Annotated in this window: 28 protein-coding genes; 21 read left to right on the plus strand and 7 right to left on the minus strand. The window is 69.9% G+C overall.

From position 1 onward, the window contains the following. The first annotated feature begins 120 nt into the window (after positions 1-120). From ACFPZ3_RS05540 to ACFPZ3_RS05555, 4 genes are all read left to right on the plus strand, one after another. Positions 121-717, plus strand: a complete 597-nt coding sequence (locus ACFPZ3_RS05540; RefSeq protein WP_379512846.1) for a TetR/AcrR family transcriptional regulator — start codon at positions 121-123, stop codon at positions 715-717. Then, positions 714-1187, plus strand: a complete 474-nt coding sequence (locus ACFPZ3_RS05545) for a DUF6653 family protein (protein WP_379512847.1) — start codon at positions 714-716, stop codon at positions 1185-1187. Before ACFPZ3_RS05540 ends, ACFPZ3_RS05545 begins: the two co-directional genes overlap by 4 nt. After that, complete coding sequence (locus ACFPZ3_RS05550) at positions 1184-1582, plus strand: protein kinase domain-containing protein (RefSeq protein WP_379512848.1); 399 nt, start codon at positions 1184-1186, stop codon at positions 1580-1582. Before ACFPZ3_RS05545 ends, ACFPZ3_RS05550 begins: the two co-directional genes overlap by 4 nt. A gap of 99 nt (positions 1583-1681) precedes the next feature. Then, entirely contained in the window at positions 1682-2335 is a 654-nt protein-coding gene (locus tag ACFPZ3_RS05555) for an HNH endonuclease family protein (protein ID WP_379512849.1), read from the plus strand. Between the two features lie 29 nt (positions 2336-2364). Here the strand turns inward: ACFPZ3_RS05555 and ACFPZ3_RS05560 are convergent, their stop codons facing one another. Then, positions 2365-2940, minus strand: a complete 576-nt coding sequence (locus ACFPZ3_RS05560; RefSeq protein ID WP_379512850.1) for a TetR/AcrR family transcriptional regulator — start codon at positions 2938-2940, stop codon at positions 2365-2367. 84 nt (positions 2941-3024) lie between these two features. Between ACFPZ3_RS05560 and ACFPZ3_RS05565 the strand changes: the two genes are divergently transcribed. From ACFPZ3_RS05565 to ACFPZ3_RS05575, 3 genes are all read left to right on the plus strand, one after another. Then, the gene (locus ACFPZ3_RS05565; protein WP_379512851.1) at positions 3025-3813 is read left to right on the plus strand and encodes an SGNH/GDSL hydrolase family protein; all 789 of its coding nucleotides are present in this window, start codon (positions 3025-3027) and stop codon (positions 3811-3813) included. Then, the gene (locus tag ACFPZ3_RS05570) at positions 3810-4559 is read left to right on the plus strand and encodes an aminoglycoside phosphotransferase family protein (protein WP_379512852.1); all 750 of its coding nucleotides are present in this window, start codon (positions 3810-3812) and stop codon (positions 4557-4559) included. Before ACFPZ3_RS05565 ends, ACFPZ3_RS05570 begins: the two co-directional genes overlap by 4 nt. 151 nt (positions 4560-4710) lie before the next feature. Further along, positions 4711-5151, plus strand: a complete 441-nt coding sequence (locus ACFPZ3_RS05575) for a protein-tyrosine phosphatase family protein (protein ID WP_379512853.1) — start codon at positions 4711-4713, stop codon at positions 5149-5151. A gap of 8 nt (positions 5152-5159) precedes the next feature. Here the strand turns inward: ACFPZ3_RS05575 and ACFPZ3_RS05580 are convergent, their stop codons facing one another. Beyond that, positions 5160-6503: a hypothetical protein gene (locus ACFPZ3_RS05580; protein WP_379512854.1), complete on the minus strand. Its 1344-nt coding sequence runs from the start codon at positions 6501-6503 to the stop codon at positions 5160-5162. Positions 6504-6669: 166 nt separating this feature from the next. Here ACFPZ3_RS05580 and ACFPZ3_RS05585 point away from each other — a divergent pair, with 166 nt between their 5' ends. The 10 genes from ACFPZ3_RS05585 (at position 6670) to ACFPZ3_RS05630 (ending at position 14753) form a co-directional block, all read left to right on the plus strand. Continuing rightward, complete coding sequence (locus tag ACFPZ3_RS05585; RefSeq protein WP_379512855.1) at positions 6670-8499, plus strand: flavin-containing monooxygenase; 1830 nt, start codon at positions 6670-6672, stop codon at positions 8497-8499. Positions 8500-8513: 14 nt separating this feature from the next. After that, on the plus strand, positions 8514-8960 hold the full coding sequence (locus tag ACFPZ3_RS05590; RefSeq protein ID WP_379512856.1) for a hypothetical protein: 447 nt from the start codon (positions 8514-8516) through the stop codon (positions 8958-8960). A gap of 75 nt (positions 8961-9035) precedes the next feature. Further along, positions 9036-9476: a hypothetical protein gene (locus tag ACFPZ3_RS05595; RefSeq protein ID WP_379512857.1), complete on the plus strand. Its 441-nt coding sequence runs from the start codon at positions 9036-9038 to the stop codon at positions 9474-9476. A 54-nt stretch (positions 9477-9530) separates the two neighbouring features. Next, the gene (locus ACFPZ3_RS05600; RefSeq protein WP_379512858.1) at positions 9531-10697 is read left to right on the plus strand and encodes a sensor histidine kinase; all 1167 of its coding nucleotides are present in this window, start codon (positions 9531-9533) and stop codon (positions 10695-10697) included. A gap of 10 nt (positions 10698-10707) precedes the next feature. After that, entirely contained in the window at positions 10708-11349 is a 642-nt protein-coding gene (locus ACFPZ3_RS05605) for a response regulator (RefSeq protein WP_379512859.1), read from the plus strand. Positions 11350-11466: 117 nt separating this feature from the next. Continuing rightward, on the plus strand, positions 11467-12261 hold the full coding sequence (locus ACFPZ3_RS05610) for an MBL fold metallo-hydrolase (RefSeq protein WP_379512860.1): 795 nt from the start codon (positions 11467-11469) through the stop codon (positions 12259-12261). Between the two features lie 74 nt (positions 12262-12335). Beyond that, the gene (locus ACFPZ3_RS05615; protein ID WP_379512861.1) at positions 12336-12908 is read left to right on the plus strand and encodes a PadR family transcriptional regulator; all 573 of its coding nucleotides are present in this window, start codon (positions 12336-12338) and stop codon (positions 12906-12908) included. Positions 12909-13016: 108 nt separating this feature from the next. Next, positions 13017-13406: an SgcJ/EcaC family oxidoreductase gene (locus ACFPZ3_RS05620; protein ID WP_379512862.1), complete on the plus strand. Its 390-nt coding sequence runs from the start codon at positions 13017-13019 to the stop codon at positions 13404-13406. Further along, positions 13403-13744 (plus strand): hypothetical protein, encoded by a 342-nt coding sequence (locus tag ACFPZ3_RS05625; protein ID WP_379512863.1) that lies wholly within the window; start codon positions 13403-13405, stop codon positions 13742-13744. The genes ACFPZ3_RS05620 and ACFPZ3_RS05625 overlap by 4 nt, the downstream gene beginning before the upstream one ends. Positions 13745-13754: 10 nt before the next feature. After that, complete coding sequence (locus ACFPZ3_RS05630) at positions 13755-14753, plus strand: GNAT family N-acetyltransferase (RefSeq protein WP_379512864.1); 999 nt, start codon at positions 13755-13757, stop codon at positions 14751-14753. Here ACFPZ3_RS05630 and ACFPZ3_RS05635 read toward each other — a convergent pair. Together ACFPZ3_RS05635 and ACFPZ3_RS05640 are read right to left on the minus strand one after the other, a co-directional pair. Continuing rightward, on the minus strand, positions 14697-16022 hold the full coding sequence (locus ACFPZ3_RS05635) for a sensor histidine kinase (protein ID WP_379512865.1): 1326 nt from the start codon (positions 16020-16022) through the stop codon (positions 14697-14699). The genes ACFPZ3_RS05630 and ACFPZ3_RS05635 overlap by 57 nt on opposite strands. Then, the gene (locus tag ACFPZ3_RS05640) at positions 16019-16690 is read right to left on the minus strand and encodes a response regulator transcription factor (protein WP_379512866.1); all 672 of its coding nucleotides are present in this window, start codon (positions 16688-16690) and stop codon (positions 16019-16021) included. Before ACFPZ3_RS05640 ends, ACFPZ3_RS05635 begins: the two co-directional genes overlap by 4 nt. Before the next feature lie 125 nt (positions 16691-16815). Between ACFPZ3_RS05640 and ACFPZ3_RS05645 the strand changes: the two genes are divergently transcribed. Then, positions 16816-17286 carry a hypothetical protein gene (locus tag ACFPZ3_RS05645; protein ID WP_379512867.1) on the plus strand — a complete coding sequence of 157 codons (471 nt, stop codon included), beginning with the start codon at positions 16816-16818 and terminating at the stop codon, positions 17284-17286. Position 17287: 1 nt separating this feature from the next. Here the strand turns inward: ACFPZ3_RS05645 and ACFPZ3_RS05650 are convergent, their stop codons facing one another. Together ACFPZ3_RS05650 and ACFPZ3_RS05655 are read right to left on the minus strand one after the other, a co-directional pair. Beyond that, positions 17288-18361 carry an Rv3169 family protein gene (locus ACFPZ3_RS05650; RefSeq protein WP_379512868.1) on the minus strand — a complete coding sequence of 358 codons (1074 nt, stop codon included), beginning with the start codon at positions 18359-18361 and terminating at the stop codon, positions 17288-17290. Between the two features lie 142 nt (positions 18362-18503). Next, complete coding sequence (locus ACFPZ3_RS05655) at positions 18504-18941, minus strand: YtxH domain-containing protein (protein ID WP_379512869.1); 438 nt, start codon at positions 18939-18941, stop codon at positions 18504-18506. Positions 18942-19162: 221 nt separating this feature from the next. On the opposite strand from ACFPZ3_RS05655, the gene ACFPZ3_RS05660 reads away from it, so the two are divergent. Continuing rightward, on the plus strand, positions 19163-19699 hold the full coding sequence (locus ACFPZ3_RS05660) for a peptidylprolyl isomerase (protein ID WP_379512870.1): 537 nt from the start codon (positions 19163-19165) through the stop codon (positions 19697-19699). Positions 19700-19976: 277 nt separating this feature from the next. Continuing rightward, positions 19977-20861: a rhomboid family intramembrane serine protease gene (locus ACFPZ3_RS05665; protein WP_379512871.1), complete on the plus strand. Its 885-nt coding sequence runs from the start codon at positions 19977-19979 to the stop codon at positions 20859-20861. 35 nt (positions 20862-20896) lie between these two features. Here the strand turns inward: ACFPZ3_RS05665 and ACFPZ3_RS05670 are convergent, their stop codons facing one another. Further along, positions 20897-21142 (minus strand): cell division protein CrgA, encoded by a 246-nt coding sequence (locus ACFPZ3_RS05670; protein ID WP_138694473.1) that lies wholly within the window; start codon positions 21140-21142, stop codon positions 20897-20899. A 144-nt stretch (positions 21143-21286) separates the two neighbouring features. Here ACFPZ3_RS05670 and ACFPZ3_RS05675 point away from each other — a divergent pair, with 144 nt between their 5' ends. After that, positions 21287-21886 carry a class E sortase gene (locus ACFPZ3_RS05675; protein ID WP_379512872.1) on the plus strand — a complete coding sequence of 200 codons (600 nt, stop codon included), beginning with the start codon at positions 21287-21289 and terminating at the stop codon, positions 21884-21886. Position 21887: the final 1 nt, after the last annotated feature.

Genomic DNA, 21887 nt, shown 5'->3' on the forward strand with positions numbered 1-21887 from the left:
TCGTGAGTAGACGATCACTTAGTGCTGATCTTCCCCATATCTGAGCCCGCGACTCCCCTGAGCGCGAAGTCGGCGTACGCTATGACTGAATATCCGTACAAGTCATAGGGTTATAGACAGATGGCCGTCGCCTTCACACCGGAGGACAGAGCGCGCATCAGCGCGCGGATCCTCGACACCGCGGAAGGGCTCTTCGCCGCCCAAGGGCTGAAGAAGACCTCACTCGACGAGCTGGTCGCCCCGGCCGGCATCGCCAAGGGCAGCTTCTACGCCTTCTTCGAGTCCAAAGAGGAGCTCTACAAGGAGGTGATGATCCGCAGGGCGCCGATCATGGGCAAGCGCCTGGCCGCCGCGCTCGACCGGCCACCCAGCGCCGAGGCCCTGGCCGCGCTGATGCGGGAGATGATCGAGGTGCTCACCACCGACCCGTTCTACCGGCGCCTGCTCACCCGGCCGGACGAGCTGGAGGCGGTGGCCCGCAGGGTGGGGGCGGAGGAGGTGGCCCGCGTCACGCCGCACCTGATGACGCCGCTGCTCGATTACCTCGCCCGGGGCCAGGCAGACGGGGTGATCGTGGCGGACGTCCCGCCGGAGGTGCTGGTCGGCGTGCTGCGGACCGCCGGATTGCTGGTGGTCCACCGCGACCGCTACGGCCCCGACCACGACCAGGTCGTCGAGGCCACCGTCAACGCACTCGCGAGAGGACTGATCGCATGAGCATGCTGAAGAGGTACGCCAAGGCCGTCGGCATGTCGGAGGAGGCATGGAAGCGGCACGCGAACCCGTGGAGCGTCTGGACCAGGTTCGCCGCCATCCCGCTGATGATCCTCGCGATCTGGAGCCGTGACTGGATCGGCTGGTGGGCGCTGGTGCCGGTGGGCCTGGTCGTCGTCTGGCTGGCGCTCAACCCGCACGCCTTCCCCGCGGTGGAGCGGCCGGAGAGCTGGACGGCCAAGGGGATCTACGGCGAGCGGATGTGGCTACGCGACCGTTCGCTGGTCGCCGGGGATCATCGCAAGGTGCAGCGGCTGCTCGTGGTGATCGGCGCGACGGGGTTCGGGCTGCTCGTGTACGGGCTCGTCATGCTGGAGGTCTGGCCGACCGTGTTCGGCGCCACGTTGATCACGGTGGGGCAGCTCTGGCGGATCGACCGGCTGGGGCAGCTCTACCTGGCGCACCACCGATGACAGGCGGCGAGTCAAGCGCGTTGCAAGCCATCCGCGACGGCGGCCCCATGTCGGGCGCGAGCGTGGAGGCGCCGGTCGTCGGTGTGGCCACCGCGCTCACCGCGATCCACCAGGCCGGAGTCGTGCACCGCGACCTTAAGCCCGCCAACATCCCGCTCAGCTCCGTCGGCCCCCGGGTGATCGACTTCGGCATCGCCCAGCTCCTGACGCCGGACGCGACCAAGACCACCTCGATCGTGGGCACACCCGCGTACATGTCGCCGGAGCAGGCCAACGGCGACCAGGTCACGGCGGCGAGCGACGTGTTCGCGTGGGGCGGCGTGGTCGTGTGCGCGGGCGACGAGGTGCGCCTGGAGTGGACGGTCGAGAACGTGCCGATCGAGGGTGCCCCCTGAGCCGGCCCGGCTGACAGGTGCTCAGCGGGGTGCGCGACGGGCCCGTGAATCGGTGGCCGAGGACGAATATCGCCGCTGTCCACGGGGATGTCGCTGGGTATGGGCAAAACCGTGATCTTCCTGAGGCGGTCCGTTCACCTCGTCCTCCTCACCCTCGTGATCAGCCCGATCGCCGCCGCCGTCTCCCCCGGGCAGGCGACGGCGCAGGCCGGTGCCGCGGCTCTGGCCGTTCGCAGGCTGGCCGGGCTGAAGGTCGCCGAGCCCTTGTCGATTCGCGGCTACAGCCGCGAGCGGTTCCTGCCCCGATGGGCGAAGCACGCGGGGAAGTGCGACACGAGGGAGACGGTCCTGGCTCGCGACGGCCGGCGCGTACGGAAGAACGCCGCTTGCCACCCCGTGAAGGGCATCTGGCACAGCCCGTACGACGGCAAGCGGTTGAAGAGCGAAAGGCTGGTCGACGTCGACCATGTCGTGCCCCTGGCCTACGCCTGGCGTTCCGGCGCCAAGAGATGGAGCCAGGCGCGGCGGCGTGCTTTCGCCAACGACCTCGTCCGCCCGGAGCTGATCACCGTCAGCCACTCCGCCAACATCGCCAAGGGCGGCCAGGGCCCGCAGAGCTGGCGTCCGCAGCGCCGCGGCCACTGGTGCGGGTACGCGACCTCGTGGATCACCGTGAAGCACCACTACCGGCTCTTCGTGACCAGGAAGGAGAAGGCCGCGCTGCTCAACATGCTCCGGACCTGCTCCCGCTGAGGCGCCCAGCCGCCCGCGGCCGACGGTCATCAGGCGGTGAGGGATTCGAGCAGGGTACGCACGAACGCCGCCGCCGCCTCCCCGTCGTCCCGAGGCCCGGGCGCCGACATGTGGCTCAGGAACGCATGCTGGAAGCAGGCCCCGAGCAGCAGCCCCGCCGCCGCGCGGACATCGGCGTCCTTCCGCACCAGGCCGGCCTCCTGCGCGGCACGGAGGTAGGCGGCGACCCCGTCGTTCGCCTTGTGCGGGCCGGCTCCCTGCTGCCGCAACTCCTCCTTGTGCACGCTCAGCGTGCTCGGATCGGCGAAGATCGAGGCGAACATCGGGAACCCGTCCCGGTAGAAGTCGATGGCCGCCCTGGCCACCGCGGTGAGGTCGTCCTCCAGGCCGCTCCCGCCTCGCAGGGCCTGGGCCAGTTCGCCGAAGCCGGGCGAGCGTTCCCGTATCACCGCCACGAGCAGGTCGGCCTTGTTGGCGAAGTGTTTGTACAGGGCCGCCTCGGTGAACCCGGCGGCCCGCGCGATCTGGCGCGTGGTCACGTTGGCCAGGCCCCGCTCGGCCATGACCTGGGCCGCCGCGTCGAGGATCACGTCCCTGGTGCCCATATCCACCCCTTCTGCTTGACATAGTGAGTTAACGCTCACTAGCCTCGGCAATCGTTAACGAGCGTTTACTCACCAGGAGTTTAGATGAAGATCCTCGGGGTCCTCTGCGTCGTGCTCGCCGCCGCGCTGGGTGCCGCCGGAATGGTGGGTTATCTCACCTTCCTCCGCCCGCCGGACAACCCGCCCTCCGACGCCTGCGCGAAGCCCGCAGAACGCCCCCGCGTGGTGGCCGCGGGGGCCAGCATGACGCAGGGCTCGCTCGGCCCGGACTGGGTGGCCGCACTGCGCGCCAAGCATCCCGGGTACGAGTTCGTCAACGCGGGCGTCAACGGCAACACCATCGCCGACCTGCGGCAGCGCGTCGAGACCGACATCGTGGCGTGCCACCCGGTGGCGGTCACGCTTCTGATAGGCACCAACGACGTACGAAACGAGGTTCCGCTGGACCAGTACCGCGACGACCTCCGCACGGTCGTGGACCGCGTCAAGACCGCCACCGGCGCCCGCCTCGCGATCATGTCCCTGCCGCCGCTCGGCGAGGACCCGGACACGGACATCAACCGGCGGCTCGCCGGGTACAACGCCGTCATCAAGGAGATCGCCACGCAGACGAAGATCGACTACTTGCCCCTGCACGAGCGCTTCACCGACATCCTCGGGCAAGGCGGCCAGGCCCGCACGGCGTACGGCTTCAGCTTCCCGCTCGCCTTCGGCGCGGCGGTCCAGCACTACCTGCTGCGGCGCAGCTGGGACGAGATCGCCCGCAGGGGCGGTCGCGAACTTCTCGTCGATCACGTCCACCTCACGGACCGCGGCGGCGCCATCCTCGCCGACCTCACCACGAGCTGGCTCTCTGCACCGGCGGCCTCATGACCGAGGAACCGCTCACGGGCGGGAACAGGACCGAGGAGCCGCTCACGGGCGGGAACAGGGCCCAGGAGGTCGTACGGGTCGGCGAGACGGTTCGCCGTTCCCGGGACGCCGGGTCCGCGTTCGCCGCCCAAGTCCTGAAATATCTTGAATCGGTGGCGTACCCCTACGCCCCGCGCCACCACGGCCTCGACGAGCGTGGCCGTGACGTGCTCAGCTACATCCCCGGCGTCACCACCGACCATCCCACCCAGCGGGCCCCCGGCGCGTACGCCCTCGGCGGCCGGATGCTCCGCGCGCTGCACGACGCCACCGCCGGCCACCCTCTGGCGGCCGGGCGCGAATGCGTCATGCACGGCGACCCCGGCCCCTTCAACACGATCTTCCAGGCCGGACTGCCGGTCGCCTTCATCGACTGGTCCTCCTGCCGCCCAGGCGACCGCCTCGACGATCTGGGCTACCTGGCATGGACCTGGTGCGTCCAGGCACAGGGCCACGTCCCGATCGCCGACCAGGCCCGGCACCTGCGCGAACTACGCGACGGCTACGGTGACGTCGAGCCGGAGCCGCTGCTGGAGGCGATGACACGCAGGCAGGACGAGATGGCCGACGCGGAGTCCGCCAACGCCACCGATCCCGGCCTGCCGGCCACCCGCCGCCGCCACGCCGCGGCGGCGGTCGCCTGGGCCACGGCCGATCGCGACCTCATCCACCGGCACAGGGCCCTCCTACTGTCCGCCCTGCGCTGATCACGCCGAGACCACTGTCCCCGCCCTGCGCTGATCACGCCAAAAGCGGTCCGCTCTGCGCTGATCACGCCGAGACCGGTCCGCTTTGCGCTGATCACGCCGAAAGCGGAAAGCCGCCACCCAGGAAAGGCCGGCGATTACGCTCGCGGACATGACCGTGACCTGGGATCCCACAGCCGAGGGTGTGCTGCGCCTGCCCTCGGGCCGCCTCGTCCGTGGCCGGGGCCTGCGTCGCCCCCTCCCACCGGGCCCGACCCCCACCTTCGCCCTCTACCTCCTGGGCAAACAACCGCCACCCTCCGACTGGGAGCAGCGGTGGGTGCGCTGGCCGGACTTCTGGCTTCCCTCCGACCGCAGAGCCGCCGCCACAGCCTTTCGCGAGGCCTGGGAACGCGCCGAGTCAGAACGCGTCGAGGTCGCCTGCGGCGGCGGGCGCGGCCGTACGGGCACTGCGCTGGCCTGTCTGGCCGTGCTGGACGGCGTCCCGAACGACCGGGCGGTCGCCTACGTGCGCGAGCACTACGCCGCACAGGCCGTCGAAACCCCATGGCAGCGCCGCTTCGTGGCCCGCTTCGACGACACAAGGCCATAGGAAGCCGATCAGGCCACCTCGACGGGTTCCCGCCGCTCGGCCGCCGCCCGGCGACCAGCCAGGAACGGCGTCGCGGCGCCGAACGTCAGCCCCACCGCCAGGCACACCAGCGGAATCGCCGGAATCACGTACCGCACGTCGAAGGCCGCCAGGAACGGCGGCGAGACGACCAGGGCGAGTGCGGCGACCCCGGGCAGCAGCGCGTCCCACCGGCGCCTGACGATCGCCGTCACCAGCGTTCCGACGAGGGCCAGCATGAGCAGCGGGAACGGCACGTAGCCGAACCTCTGGTACGCCCGCAGCCACCCCGCGAACGGCTCCACCACCCGCGTCGCCGCGGGACCCCCCTCGTACGACTCGGCCACGTCCCGCACCGACTCGGTCAGCGGCCGTTCGGAGCTGGGCAACTTGTACGGCGTCTTCTCCTCCACGCCGGTACGCTCCCAGCGCCCCAACTGGGTGAGGTCGGTGGCGACCGCCCCCAGATACGCCCCCGGCTGCGCGAGGATCGCCTCCCTGGCGAACTCCCCGGCGAGCTGGTTTCTGTTGGCCGCCCCCGGCACCTTGAGCAGCGGCGAGAAGCTCTCCCACAACCAGTGCGGCGGATAGGGCCGCTGTGCCACCGGCATGTCGGGGCAGAGCACGGACAACCTCTCGGGCGGCTTGATCACCGCGCAGTCGGCGAAGCTCATGGTCCTGGACCACAGGAAGTTGCCGTCGGCCTCGGTCAGCCCGAACTTGTCCTTCTCCACCTTCATCCAGGTCGCGTACGCCCCCAGCGGAATCAGCCCGGCCACCACCAGCGCCACCAGGGGCCGCCAGCCGTACCGCCTGATCAGCAGGTACGCGGCGGTCAGGATCAGCAGCGGCAGGCCGACCGTCCTGGTGATCCCGGCCAACCCCAGCAGCAGCCCGCCGACGGCCGCCGTGGTGGGCGTGACCCGCCAGACGATCAGCGTGATCGCCACCGCGACGAGCGCGATGAAGATCGCGTCCGCCATGATCATGTGTTCGAGGAGGATGAGGAACTCGTCGTACAGCAGCGGGGTGACCAGCAGCGCGGCGCCCCAGCCTGGCAGGCCGCGGCGGCGCAGCAACGCGTACACGGCCACCGCGAGCGCCAGCCCGAGCAGGTGCTGCAGGACCGTCACCAGCGTCAGGCTGTGCGCGGGCCGCAGCAGCGCCAGGAACAGCGAGTAGCCGGAGGGCCGGGTCGTCCCTGGCTTCAGCTCCTCGGCCAGGAAGGCGAAGGAGTCGCCGTAGAAGAGGATCGAGGGAGGGAAGCCGAGCACGGCGAGCACGCGCAGCCCGATCGCGGGCAACATGGCGATGACCAGCGCACGATGGGCCAAGACAGATCCGCTTCCTCGTGTGTCCGAGCCACCACCCTAGTGGACGATTTCTCCACGAGCCTGGACGTATGGTCCAAGAGCGACTCCCACAGTCTCCTTGTCGGCGGCCATTACCGAATGACATTCTGAAATTTGAGCGTCATCCCGAGAAGTCGCCGGAGGATGCATGACCGAGATCGACAAGGACGCCCTTCGCCGGAAATACCGCGAGGAACGCGACAAGCGGCTCCGTCCGGACGGCAACGACCAGTACCTCCGCCTCACCGGCCGCTTCGCCCACTACCTCGACGACCCGTACACCCCGATGACCGAACGCGCCCCCAAGTCCGACCACGTGACGATCGCGGTCATCGGCGGCGGCTTCGCGGGACTCGTCACCGGCGCCCGCCTGAAGGAGGCCGGGGTCGAGGACGTGCGCATCGTGGAGAAGGGCGGCGACTTCGGCGGCACCTGGTACTGGAACCGCTACCCGGGCGCGCAGTGCGACACGGCCTCGTTCGTGTACATGCCGCTGCTCGAAGAGACCGGCCACATGCCGACCGAGAAGTACGCCCACGCCCCCGAGATCCTCGAACACTGCCGCCGCATCGGCAAACACTTCGGCCTGTACGACAACGCGCTCCTCCACACCGAGGTCCTGGACCTGACCTGGGACGAGACCCGCTCACGCTGGACCATCACCACCAACCGCGGCGACGCCTTCACCGCCCAGTTCGTCGCCATGGGCATCGGCCCCCTCCACGTCCCGAAACTCCCCGGCATCCCCGGCATCCAGGACTTCGCCGGCCATTCCTTCCACACGAGCCGCTGGGACTACGCCTACACCGGCGGCGACCCCTCGGGCGCGCCCCTGGACCGGCTGGCCGACCAGCGGGTGGCCGTCATCGGCACGGGCGCGACGGCGGTGCAGTGCGTGCCGCACCTGGCGCGGGCGTGCCAGGAGCTGTACGTCGTCCAGCGCACCCCGTCGAGCGTGGACGTGCGGGACAACCGGCCGACCGACCCCGAGTGGTTCGCCACGATCGCCACGACGGGCTGGCAGCAGCGCTGGCTGGAGAACTTCACCGCCAACCAGGCCGGCGGCCAGGCCGAGGAGGACCTGGTCATGGACGGCTGGACCGACATCTCCCGCCGCTTCCGCGCCAAGCTCAAGGAGCTGCCGCCGGAGGAGCTCACCCAGGAGAGCATGCTGGCCGCGTTCGAGGACTCCGACTTCGAGAAGATGGAGGAGATCCGCGCCCGCGTGGACACCGTCATCGAGGACCCGGAGACCGCGCGGCGGCTGAAGGCCTGGTACCGCCAGCTCTGCAAGCGGCCCTGCTTCCACGACGAATACCTGCAGGCGTTCAACGTGCCCGGCACCCACCTCGTGGACACCGACGGCAAGGGCGTCGAGCGGATCACGGAGAAGGGCGTGGTGGTGGCGGGCAGGGAGTACGAGGTCGACTGCGTCATCTACGCCTCGGGCTTCGAGGTCGGCACCGACTACACCCGCCGCGCCGGCTACGACGTGACCGGCCGCGGCGGGGTCCGGCTGTCGGAGCACTGGGCGCAGGGCATGCGCACGCTGCACGGCGTCCACGTGCACGGATTCCCGAACGCCTTCCTCGTGCAGCCGACGCAGGGCGCCAACCTCATCTCCAACATCCCGCACAACCTGACGGAGGCGGGCAGGACCATCGCCGTCACCGTCAGGCACGCCCTCGACCACGGCCACGCGGAGATCGAGCCCACCGCTCAGGCGGAGGAGGCGTGGGTGGAGTTCCTCCTGTCGGGCACGGGCCCCGCCCTGGGCTCCCCGGACTGCACGCCCGGCTACTACAACAACGAGGGCCGGCACCTCGGCAAGAAGGGCTGGCTCGGCGTCGGCCACCCGCACGGGGCGATGGCGTACTTCGCCTACATCGACAGATGGCGCACCTCGGGCACGTTCGAGGGCCTCGAGTTCCGCCCGTACGGAGCCGGGCCAAGATCCGATAGAACGCGGCAAAGCTAGTATTTTCGTCCACCATGAGCTACGACCTCTACTTCACCCGCCGCGAGCCCGGCCAGTCCTGGGCCGACGCGCTGGACGCCATCGAGGAGCAGGACCTGCGGCCCGACCTGGAGGCGTGGGAGAGCATCGTCGGTCACGCCCGCGAGCTGCTCGGCGAGGTGCGCGTCGTCGAGTACCCGCCGAACTGGGAGATGGACCACGAGGAAACCGGCATCTCGGTGAACCACTGGGAGGGCGGCTGGGAGATGAGCGTCCCCTACCGGACGCACGGCGACGAGGCCCGCCGGGTCGTCGGACTGCTGTACGAGGTGGCGTCCGTGGTGGAGCGCGAGACCGGTTTCGAGTGCTTCGACCCGCAGCTCGGCCTGCCGGTGGCGGAGGTCGCGGACCCGGGACGGGCGGTGGAGATGTTCGACGCCGTCGCGGACCGGTTCGGGCGGCGGGGGAGCGTCGACGCCTGACCGCGGCGTTCGACAAGCCTGTCCACAGGTGTGCGTTCCGTGCGCCCGCCGATCCGGCGGGGTAAACCCAGCAATGTGACTCATGGAAGCCGGAAACCCCTGCGCGAAGGCGACGGCGGCCTTTATGTACGGTTCCAGGTCCGCTATTACGGACGGCTCGGCGTGCAGGTGGGCATCTTCGCCGCCTGCCATCACCTCCGCCACGCCGGCCGTCTCACCCCGGAAGACGACAAGATGTTCACGGAGGTCGACGCCTGGTTCATCGCCCGCCTGCCCTACCCGCCCTTCTACGCGGACGGCAACACCGTCCGCGCCGTCCCCTGGTTCAAGCCGAACGCCATCTCCCTCATCGACGCCCTGGCGCCCCTCCAGGACCTGCTGCGCCGGTACGAGGTCCCCTACGACGTCGTACGCTCACCCGATCCCGGCACCATCATCTACGAGGACGAGTTCCAGATAGGAGTGCTGCCCTACGCCAGAAGGCCGTGGGTCGAGCCGGCCAAGGCCCACCGGTGAATGCTCTACCCAGCACTACTGCCGGCCCCTCCGACCAGTGGATACGGTCACAAGGTGCTCAACAGGACCGCGCTGGAAGCCCTGACCCAGCGCCCCATCCCGTTCCTCACCTCCGGCTGGCCCTGGCGCGGCGGGGTGTACCTGGCGGCCAGCGTCGTGCCGGGCGCGGCCGCCGCGCTCACCGGCGTGGCCGCCGTCAGCGGCACGTCCGTCACCCCGGCGCTGGGTGTGGCGGCGGGGCTGGCGACCCTGGCCCTGTCCATCCCGCTCGTCGCCCCCTTCGAACGCCTCCGGCTGCGCCTGGTGGACGCCGCCCCCGTGCCCGGGGCGCCCGGCCGGCGCAGGCGGGAGGCCGGGCTGGCGGTCGTGACCGTGCTCGCGATGTGGTGGATCGACCTGGTCATGCTGGCGTTCACGATCGGCGGCCCGCTGGTCCTGGTGTTGTCCCCGGTCCTCCAGCCCGACGTCACACCGTTCGTCGGCGTCCTGGCCAGCGCCGCGGGCATACTGCTGCTGCCCGTGGCCGCGTACACGATCACGGCCTGGGGCGGAGCAAGAGGGGCCATGGTCCGCGCGATGCTGGCCCCGCAGAGCTCCGAGCTGAGTGAGGTGCTGCGGTCGCGGGCCCGGCTGGTGGACGCGTTCGAGATGGAGCGGCGCAGGATCGAGCGGGACCTGCACGACGGCGCTCAGCAGCGGCTGGTGGCCCTGTCGATGACGCTCGGCCTGGCCAGGCTGGACCTGCCGGACGACTCCGGCACGGGACGGCTGATCGGGGTGGCCCACGACGAGGCCAAGCAGGCGCTGGCCGAGCTGCGCGAGCTGATCAGGGGCGTGCACTCGCAGGTCCTCACCGACCGGGGGCTGCGCGCGGCGGTGGACGACGTGGCGGGGCGCTCGCCCGTGCCGGTCGACGTACGGCTCGACGTGCCGGGACGGCTGCCGGCGCCGGTCGAGGTGACCGCGTACTACGTGGTCAGCGAGGCCCTCGCGAACCTGGCCAAGCACAGCCGGGCCACCAGGGGAACGGTCGCCGGCCGGGTCGAGCGGGGCACGCTGATCGTCGAGGTGCGCGACGACGGCGTCGGCGGCGCCGATCCGGGCAAGGGGACGGGGCTGACCGGGCTGGCCGACCGGCTGGCCGTGGTGGGCGGGAGACTTTCCCTGTCCAGCCCGGAGGGCGGCCCGACCCTCGTACGAGTGGAGATCCCATGTTCGTGAAGGAGAGCCCGTGCGCGTGGTGATCGCCGAGGACGCCGTCCTGCTCCGCGAGGGCCTGGCCGGGCTGCTCGAACGCTTCGGCCACACCGTCGTCGCCTCCGTCGGCGACGCGCCCGCCCTGATCGAGGCGGTCGCCGAGCACGATCCCGAGGCCGTGGTGACCGACGTGCGCATGCCGCCGGGCTTCGCCGACGAGGGCCTGCGCGCCGCGCTGGAGCTGCGCGAGCGTGACCCGAAGCTGGCGGTCCTGGTGCTCAGCCAGTACGTGGAGCAGACGTACGCGGCCGAACTTCTTCAGTCAGGCGCGGGTGCGGGCATCGGCTACCTGCTCAAAGACCGCATCGGCGACGTACGCGAGTTCGTCGACGCCCTCGACCGCGTGGCCGCCGGCGGCACGGTCGTGGACCCGGAGGTCGTGCGCCAGCTCCTGAGACGCCGGCGCGACCCCCTGGCCCGGCTCACCCCGCGCGAGCAGGAGGTGCTCGGCCTGATCGCCGAGGGCCGGTCGAACGCCTCGATCGCCAAGGAGCTGTACGTCACCGAGGCGGCCGTCGCCAAGCACATCGCCAACATCTTCGCCAAGCTCGACCTGCCGCCCGCCGCCGACGGGCACAGGAGGGTCCTGGCGGTGCTGGCGTACCTGCGGGGCTGATCAGCTCACGCGGAACTCGTCGCCCTCGGGATCGGCGAGCGTGACCCACCAGTCGGCTGTCGACGACCACCTGGAAGTCATATGCCATGCCTCGATCCTAAAAGTAGGGTTCCTGACATGAACGAGCAGTGGCAGGAGGTCGGCGACCGGGTCTACGTCCGGCGTCATCGGTCGTACGACCTCAATACGGGACTGATCGTGGGTGACGGGCACTGTCTGGTGCTCGACACGCGGAGCTCGCACCGGGAGGCGCAGGACCTGATCGACGCCGTCCGTACGATCACCGCCGCGCCCTGGACGGTCGTCAACAGTCACTCCCACTTCGACCACTACTTCGGCAACGCGCTCTTCCGGCCCGCCGAGATCTGGGGCCACGCCAGGTGCGCCGAGGAGATCGAGAAGGACGGCGAGAAGCACCGCGCCGGCGTGATCGAGTACCACCCGGAGCGGCGGGAGGAGCTGGAGGAGGTGACGATCGTGCCGCCCGACCACACGTTCACGGTCGCGGCCGGCCTCGACATCGGCGGCCGCATCGTGCACCTGCGGCACTTCGGGCTCGGGCACAGCAGCAACGACGTCGTTGCCCACGTGCCGGACGCGGGCGTGGTGTTCGCCGGTGACCTGGTGGAGGAGGGGGCGCCGCCCGCGTTCAGCGACTCGTACCCGCTGGACTGGCCCGCCACCACGGCCGCGATGCTGGCCGAGCTGCCCGAGCCGGTGATCGTGCCGGGACACGGCGCGGTGGTGGACCGGGCGTACGCGCGGGCGCAGCACGAGGAGCTGGCCCTGGTGGCCGAGCTGGCCAAGCGGGCCCACGTGGAGGGCCTGCGCGACCTGATCAAACTCTTCCCCTACCCCGAGGACGTCGCCCAGCAGGCCATCTCCCGCGCCTTCATGCAACTGGACGCCTGACCCAAGGGGTAGAGGCGGTCGACAGCAGAAGTGCGCCAAGCTATAGTGCATTTTGCAATATAGAAGGAGGCGCTATGGCACGACGCCACGACCTGGTCGGCCTGACAGTCCTGGCCTTGCTCAGCGTGCGTGCCAGCCACCCCTACGAGCTGCACCGTTTCATCGTCGACACGCACAAGGACTACATCACGGGCCTGCCCCGCAGCCTCTACCACGCGGTCGAGCGCCTGACCAGGGACGAGCTGATCGCCCCGGCGGGGACCGATCGCGAGGGCCGCAGACCCGAACGCACGGTCTACGAGATCACCGACGAGGGCCGCCAGGAACTACGCACCCGTCTGCGCCAGTTGCTGGAGAAACCCGAGCCGGACAGACGCGCGTTCGTCGCGGCGATCTCACTCATCGGCTGCCTGCCGATGAGCGAGGCGCAACGCGCGCTGCGAGGCAGGGCGGCCACCATCGAGGGGCTACTGACCGGGATGGAGGCCCACATCCGCGCCCTGGCCGACAGCGGCCTGCCGCCGGTGCTCACGCTTGAGGTCGAGGTCGAGCGGGCGTTGTACGCGGCCGAACTCAAGTGGATCAACGACCTGTCCGGCCGCTTCACCAGGGGAGAGCTCGACTGGGAGAGCACGGTCGAGATGTGAAAGGGCCGCCGGGATGCGCCAACACCCCGGCGGCCGATCCGAACAAGGCGCCTGCCCTGCCCGAACTCGCATTCACAGGATAGGCGCCGCGACACAGGGAGCTGTGCCATGTCCGAAGAGTCCAACGAGATCGTCCACCTGCTGACGCAGATGAAGCTCACCTGGAACGCCGGCGACTCCGCCGGTTACGCCGGGCTGTTCACGGAGGACGCCGACTACATCACCTTCTTCGGCCTGCGCCTGAAGGGCAGGCAGGCCATCGAGGACACGCACCGGGAGCTGTTCAAGACCTCGATCAAGCTGGGCGAAGGCGGGGGCGGCGCTCCGTCGATCAGGCACCTCACCGGCGACGTCGCCCTGGTGATCGCGGGCGGCACGTCGTCCGTGGACGGCGAACCCGACCCGAGCCGCGCCTCGGTCGTCACCCTGACCGCCCTGCGCACGACGGAGGGCTGGCGCTTCGCCTCCTTCCAGAACACCCGGGTGAGCCGGCCATGAAGAAGACACTCATCACCGAGGTCTCCGGCGTGCTCGCGGCGTCCGTGGAGCAGGTCTGGCCGGTGTTGCGCGGCGAGCGCCCGCTGCACGAGCAGACGGCCGAGCACACCGTCGCCTACCAGGGCGGATGGTGGTACCGAGGAGAGTTCTCGCTCGCCCCCGACCCGGAGGGCACGCGCGTGGTGCACCGGGTCTACAACGTGGCGACCTGGATGCGCTGGGGGGTGCCGCTGGCCAACCGGTTCTTCATCGGGTTCGACGCTCAGGTCCGCACGTCGTTCGCGGACGTCCTGGCTCGCATGGGAGGCCGATTGGGGTGCGCGGCCCGGCTGTCCTAGGCTGCCGCCTATGAAGTGGGGACCTCTGACGTACGAGGACGCCAGGGCGCTGGCCGAGTTCTGGGCCGAGGTGGAGGCCGAGGACCGCATCGGTGAGATCTACGGCGCCGAGGACGTGGCCGAGCACCTGTCCAGCGAGCTGATCGACCTGGCCGCCGGCACGTTCGCGGCCAGGGACGGCGATCGGATCGCCGCCTTCGGCTATCTGCCGGTCAGGCAGGCGACGGAGGGCGGGGTGCACGCCCTGCGCCTGTGGGGCGGCGTGCACCCGGCCTACCGCGGGCGAGGGCTCGGCCGCCGGATCGTGGACTGGGCCGTCGACGTGGCGCCCATGCTCGGCGAGAAGGCGTTCCCCGGTGTCGCCGTGGAGGTCCACCTCGGCGCCCACGACACGAACCCGGCCCTCGCCGCGCTGGCGGAGGGGGCCGGGTTCGCCGTCGTACGCACCTTCGCCCACATGGAGCGGAGCCTGTCGGGCGGCCTGCCCGCGCTCAGAACGCCCGAGGGGGTGCGTATCGCCACCTGGTCCCCCGAAGTGGACGACGGAGCCCGCAACGTCCGCAACGAGTCGTTCAGGGATCACTGGGGCAGCGTGCCGCACACCCCGGAGAGCTGGGCGGGCCACATCACCGGCTCGCGGAACTTCCGCCCCGAGTCCTCGTTCGTGGCCCTGGCCGGCGACCGCGCGGTGGGCGTGCTCATGACGCACTTCTTCGACGCCCAGAGCGCGCATCGCGGGGAGCGCCAGGCGTGGATCCAGATCGTCGGCACGCTCAGGGAGTGGCGCGGCAAGGGCGTGGCCGGCGCGCTGATCGCGCACGCGCTCGACGCCTTCGCCCGGCAGGGCTACCAGAGCGCGGGGCTGGGCGTGGACACCGACAATCCGACCGGGGCCGTCGCCGTCTATGAGCGCGCCGGCTTCGCGATCACCGAGCGGCACAAGAACTACGCCCTATCCGTCCCACAGGGGGAAACGGGCGACGAACCCGGAGCCGCCGTACACGAGTGACCCCTCGTGCAGGAGCGCGATGTCGCGTGCGATCGACAGCCCGAGGCCCGCGCCGCCCGCGTCCCTGGCTCGCGCCTCGTCCAGCCGCGTGAAGCGGTCGAACACGGCCTCGCGCTGGTTCCGCGGGATCCCCGGCCCGTCGTCGCGCACCTCCAGCACGGCCTGGCCCTTCTCGGCGCCCACGCGGACCCGTACGGTCGAGGCGGCGTGCCGCACGGCGTTGTCGGCCAGGTTCGTCACCAGACGGTCGAGATGCGCGCTCGATCCCTTCATCACCACGTCGGGCTCGATGTCCAGCTCCACCCGCACCTCGGGCCGCCGCCTGGCCCGCAGCGACGCCTCCGCCGCCACCTGGCCCAGGTCCAGCTCGGCGGTCCGCAGCGGCTCGCCCGCGTCCAGCTTGGCCAGCATGAGCAGGTCGGCGGCCAGAGTCTGCAGGCGTTCGACGTCGGCCAGCGCCTCCGTGGTGAGCTCGCTCGGCTCGGCCAGCTCCAGCCGGGCGCGCAGGGTCGCGATGGGGCTGCGCAACTCGTGCGCGGCGTCGGCGACGAACCGCTTGTGCCGCTCCACAGCGGTCTCCAGGCGGTCAAGCGTGCCGTTCACGGTGGTCGCCAGCCGCGCGATCTCATCCTTCGAGTGCGGTACGGGGACACGCTGGTGCAGGTCGCGGGCCGTGATGTCGGCGACCTTGGTCCTGATCGCGGCCACCGGGCCGAGCGCGCGGCCCACCGAGAACCACGTCATCGCGGCCACCACGGCCAGCAGCGCCGGCACGCCGGGCAGCAGCGCCCCGTAGAGCGTCCGCAGCGCCTCCTCGGCGCCCTCCAGCGAGGCCCGGCCCCACAACATGGCGGGCCCCGCGGCGGTGGCCACCTTGACCCCGGCGACGGCGTACTCACCGGGCACCGCCCACGTGTCCATCGTGCCGCCCTGCTCCTTGGTGATCAGGATGTCGGGGTCGCCGACGCGCGCGTAGAGCTTCCCCTGCTTGATCATGAGGGGCTCGGCGGGCACCGTGGTCCTGGCCGGCTCCGTAACCCCGGACGGCTTCGTGACCCCGGACGGCTTCGCGGCTTCGACCGGCATCGTCTCCGCGAACGGGATCGCCGCCGCGGCCTTCTTGGCCGCCTCGGCGTCGGCGCTGCTCTCCAGGGTGCCGCGCAGCACCATCACCAGCACCAGGGCCGCCGTCCCCAGGGCGAGTGCCACCACGAGCGTGGCCGCCGCCGTGGCGCGCAGCCGTACGGAGGACATCCAGTGCCAGCTCACGCAGCCTCCAGCCGGTATCCGGCCCCGCGGACCGTCATGAGCGTCGTCCTGCCGAAGGGCAGGTCGATCTTGCGGCGCAGTGCGCTGATGTAGACCTCGACGATGTTCGCGTCGCCGTCGTAGGAGAAGTCCCACGCCTGGGCCAGCAGCTCGCTCTTGGAGACGACCTCGCCCGGCCGGCGCGCGAGCGCGTGCAGCACCGCGAACTCCTTCGGCGTCAGCGCGATGTCCACCTCGCCCCTGCGGCAGCGCAGCCCGGCCGGGTCGATCACGAGGTCGCCGACGGTGATCGACACGGGCCGCTCGCTCCCGCCCCGCCGTACGAGGGCGCGCAGCCTGGCCAGCAGCACCACGTACGAGAAGGGTTTGGCGAGGTAGTCGTCGGCCCCGTTGTCCAGCGCCTCGGCCTCGTCGTAGATGCCGTCCTTGGCCGTCAGCATCATGATCGGCGTCCAGTTGCCCGCCTCGCGCAGCTTGGAGCACACCGCGTACCCGTTCAGCCTCGGCAGCATCACGTCCAGGACGATCACGTCGTAGGGGTTCTCGGTGGCCATCCACAGCCCGTCGCGCCCGTCATGGGCCACGTCCACCGCGAAACCCTCGCCCGCCAGCCCGCCCTTGACCAGGTCGGCCAGCCGCTCCTCATCCTCCACCAGTAACACTCGCACGTCATCAAGGGTGCCTTAACGCACCTAAAGCCAACCTGAAGATCATTTAGGGCATCTTCAGGATCACTTCAGGTATGTCCGGCCAATCTCGGAGGTGTTCTGCCGACTTCAATGAAGGAGAGTTCATGTTCAAGCGACGTCTCGCGGTGCTCGGTGCGGTCGCCGTACTCGCCATCACCGGCCTGGCCGGCTCGGCGATGGCCGATGAGCCCCCCGTTCCCACCGCCGGCTCGAAGGTCGTCTGCACGACCAGCGACGGCAAGACCATCGAGCTGACCAAGGCGATGCCGGCCGAGCTCAAGGACGGCAAGTTCATGCGGACCCAGCCGGGTGGGGGCGCGGAGCCGGTCGAGGGCGGCAAGGTGACCGCGCCTGCCGGCAAGGCGATGCCGGCCCTGCCGAGCGGCGACGCGGTGAAGCTCGAAAAACTGCCCGAGCCTCCGAAGGGCGCCAAGGGCGAGATGCACATCATGCGCAGCGACGCGGGCTCGCCGGAGGAGGCCAAGAAGGCGCTGCCCGCGGAGCTCGCCGAGCTCGCCCCGGAGGGCGTGAACAAGACCATCAAGATCACCTGCGTGGCGCCCGAGAAGGAGTAGCTCAGCTGAACGACGGGTGCGGTCCCAGCGCCCAGTACTCGTAGAGCCCGTGGCCGACGAGCCCGTCGTACTCGAAGCGCCCGACGGCGTCCACCAGGCCCCACATCCTGGCGGCGTCGCCGGGCAGCCGATACGTCACGCCCTGCACGACGGGCCCCGCGCCCTGGTACATCCCATGGCGCCACTCCTGCTCCAGTCCGTAGCCGGTGCCGACCATGAGGTGGACGGGAAGCAGCGGCGTGCAGCGCATGTCGAACGGCTTGCCGCCGGGCGGTGAGAACGTGATCGTGGCCTCGACGACGTCGCGGGTGCCGGGGGCGTAGACCGGGCGATACTCCGGTCTGCCGAGGTACTCCTCCTCCCGACCGTCGGGCCACACGCGTACGGCCTCCTCCAACAGCCGTCGGCCCCGCTCGTCCTCCTGGATGATGCAGAGGATGGCGTGGTCGTCGAACCGTATCGGCGTGTAGAGCCAGTAGAAGGTCCCGGCGTTCTTGGCCTGGATGCCGGGCGGCTCGGGCTCGCCGACGGGCCGGATGCCCCAGGACCTGTCCCTGGTGCCCATCCACCTCTCGGGCGTGACCGGGATGTCCTGCTCCCCGATCCTGATGTTTCCCGACCAGCGGCCCGTCTGCGCCAGGCGTACTGAGTCGAACACCACCCGCTCCTGCCAGCGCAGGAAGTGCCGCGGCTCCAGGACCGCCGGGATCGTCCCCTCCCACAGCAGGTCGAAGGATAGGCCATGCTCGTTCGGCTCCAGCACCACCCTGAGCCGTTTGAGCCCTTCGATCACCTCGACGTGGAAGGGGCCGATCCGGGTGTCCATCCGGTCCGCGCCCAGCTCGCGGGAGGCCCTGACCACGCGGTGCAGGTCCGGGGTGCGCACGCAGGCGAAGGCGTCGGTGACGCCCAGGTTGGGGTACTGGCCGAGGCCGACGATCAGCATAAGCTCGTCGGAGGCGGCGTGGCAGTTGAAGTAGTAGCGATCGTAGAAGTTGCGATCGCCGGTGGTCACGTGCCGCATGACCTGCGCGGCCTGGTGCACGGGGAAGTCGTCGAGAGGTGACAGCGCCATGCCCGGTTCTAACAAGCGCTTGGTCGTACGTCAACCGCCGGGGTCGCCGCGAAACAGCGGAAAGCGCGCCCGCGAACAGCGGAAAGCGCGCCCCCGATCTTCGGAGAGCGCGCTTTCCCGACGAACCGTCATCGCACCATCGTCACGACATCCTGCGAGATGCCTCATCCGCCTTGTCGGACGCGTTGGCCGCCATCCTGTCCGCGGACTCGGAGGTTCTGTCCGCCTTCTCATTGACCCATCGTGAGGCATCGGAGGCGGAGTCCTTCATGTGCTCGGTCCACTGCTGTGCGTTGCGGCGGTAGAAGATGTAACCGATCGCCCCCACCGCGAGGCCGGTCAGCAGCACGAGCACAGGCCACCGCCGCGACCGCGACGGCTTGGGGTCGATCTTCCTGGCCGCCGAGGACAGCATGGAGCTGACCTTGGGCGCGACCTGGTCCTCGAACCCGTGCGCCGCGGACTCCAGCCGCGGCGCCGCCCAGTATCGGGCGTCTTCGATGCGCTGGGCGGCGGCCACCTTGGCCTGGTCCGCCATGGGCGACATCCGGTGGCCGGTTCGCACGGCCCGGGTCTTCACTCGACCCATCCACGTGGCCGGAACTTCCATGGCCGCGCGGCGTCTTCTCTGTGTCAGGGACACGACAACCTCCCCTGTCGTTGGGGCCCCGAGCCTGACCTTCCCAGGACAAGGCGGCTCAATCATGACCGTCCATGGGAGGATGGCTCGGAAGGCCGTAAGGCCATAGTCCTCAAAACACCACAAAACCAACCCTGTGCATAGAGGGGGGAAGCTGTCTCGTGGCTGAGAAGCTGATCGCAAACCTGAAGACGAACCGCGGCAATATCAAGGTAGAACTCTTTCCCACCAAGGCCCCGAAAACGGTGCGCAACTTCGTCGAGCTGGCCGAAGGCGGGCGCGAATGGACGCATCCGGGCACCGGCGAGAAGAGCACCGGCCGCTACTACGACGGCACGATCTTCCACCGGGTCATCTCCGGTTTCATGATCCAGGGCGGTGACCCGCTCGGTCAGGGCATCGGCGGCCCTGGCTACGAGTTCGACGACGAGATCCACCCGGATCTCTACTTCAACCGTCCTTACCTGCTGGCCATGGCCAACGCCGGAGTCCGCGCCGGCAAGGGCACCAACGGCTCGCAGTTCTTCATCACGGTCGTGCCCACGCCGCACCTCAACGGCAAGCACACCATCTTCGGCGAGGTGGTCGAGGGCACGGACATCGTGGACGCCATCGCCAAGACCCGCGTGGACGGTCGCGACCGTCCGGCGGAGGACGTCATCGTGGAGTCGGTCACCATCGACCGCGTTCCCGCCTGACGACCCACCCGCGGTCCCCGGCCGCACTCCCACGCCCGCGCGTCAGCGCGTCCGGGTGAGGGCGATCTCCCACGTCCCGGCGCAGCGCCTCCGCGCGTCTGCGGCCGGGCGGGGAGGGCGGCGAGGGGCCCCATAGGCCGGCACGGGCCGGCCGCGGCCACGTGTGGCCGCGTGCGCGCCTCTGCGGGCCTCCGCGTGCCTCCGCGGGCAGGGAAGGCGGTCAGGGGCGGGCGTAGCGGGCGGCGCGGCAGGGCCGCGCACGCCATAGGCTTCGGTCATGACCAGCCTGCCGCCGAGCCCGCCCCCGCAGCCCGAGCAGCCCGCTGAGGCGGTGCCCACGTGCTACCGGCACCCCGACAGGGAGACCTGGGTACGCTGCCAGCGTTGCGAGCGTCCCATCTGCCCCGACTGCATGCGCGACGCGGCCGTCGGCTTCCAGTGCCCCGAGTGCGTGGCCGAGGGCAACCGAGGCATCCGCCAGGCCAAGACCGCGTTCGGCGGCAGCGTCGTACGCACGCCGTTCGTCACGTACACCATCCTGGCCCTCAACATCCTGATCCTCGGCGCCCAATACCTCACGAACGACGCGATCACCGGTCTGCTCGCGATGTGGCCCCGCGGCGTCGCCCTGGGCGACCAGTTCTACCGCCTGATCACCGCGGCGTTCCTGCACGAGGATCTGGTCCACATCCTGTTCAACTCCTGGGCCATCTTCGTCGTGGGCCCCTACCTGGAGCGAGCCTTCGGGCATGCCCGGTTCGTGGCCCTCTACCTGATCAGCGCGTTGGGCGGTTCGGTGCTCGGCCTGTGGCTGGATCCTGTGGACACCTTCACGTTGGGCGCCTCGGGAGCCGTCTTCGGGATGTTCGGCGCCGTGTTCCTCGTGGGGCGCAGGCTCAACCTGGACGTGCGGGGCATCGCCCTGGTCATCGCACTCAACCTGGCCATCACGTTCGTGCTGCCCGCGATCGCCAACATTCCCATCAGCTGGACCGGACACGTAGGCGGCCTGATCACAGGCACGCTGCTAGGCGCGGCGCTGGTCTATGCCCCGAAGGGCAACAGGCCGCTCGTGCAGTGGCTGGCGATCGCTGGGGCGCTGGTCCTGCTGTTGGCGCTCGTGCTGGTCCGCGTCCCAGCGATTGTCAGCATGCTCGGCTGAGCTTCCCCAGGCTGTGGAAAAGACTGTGGAAAAAACTAACGCCAGCGGGTGGAAAGAACCACCCCGAAGATGATGAAAACAAACCCGATCAGCAGGTTCCAGTTCTGGAGGTCGCTGAAGAAGGGCGCCTGTGGAGCGACGTAATAGATCGCGATCCACAGGATGCCGATGATCCATGCGACGACCATCGTGGGCGCAAGCCAGCGCGGGCTGACCTTGACCTGCTGTGATCTCTGCGGCGGGGTGTAAACCGCCTTCTTGCGAGCCTTGGACTTGGGCACTGGATAACTCCTGCTGAGGGCCTGGGCATCCGGATCGTCCACAGGCTCTTCGTTTAGCGTAGTTGAAGCGTGCCCCAGGATAGTCGCCACGCGCACGTCATGGCGATCCCCAGGGGGCTCATCGTGGCCGAATACGCTGATCGAATGCGGGCCACGCTCCGGGCCGTGGGGGAGATCAGCATCACCGCGGGCCTGATCCTCATGCTGTTCTGCGCGTATCTGCTCTGGGGCACCGGCGCCTACACCCAGAGCCAGCAGGTGCTGCTCCAACGCGAGCTGACCACCAAGAAGAGCAAGATCGAGCTCGGCGGGGCCGTCGCGTTGCTGCGCATCCCCAAGCTGGGCGCCGACTACCGCTACGCCGTGGTCGAGGGCGTCGGAGCCGACCAGCTCAGGAAGGGCCCAGGCCACTACCCCGACAGCGCCATGCCGGGCCAGGTGGGCAACTTCGTGTTGTCGGGGCACCGCACCACGTACGCGGCCCCGTTCAACGAGATCGACGAGCTCGAACGTGACGACGAGATCGTCGTGGAGGCCCCGGAGGCCCGATACACCTACCGTGTGACCTCTCAGGACGTCGTACAGCCCGACGAGATCGACGTACTGGCCCCCGTGCCCGGCAAGCCCGACATCCGCCCCATCCGCGCTTTCATCACCCTGTCCACCTGCCACCCCGAATACTCCGCCGCCGAACGGCTCATCGTCTACGGCGTGCTCAAGAACAGCGAACCGCGCAAGGAGTGAC

Source organism: Nonomuraea insulae (genome assembly GCF_042656245.1).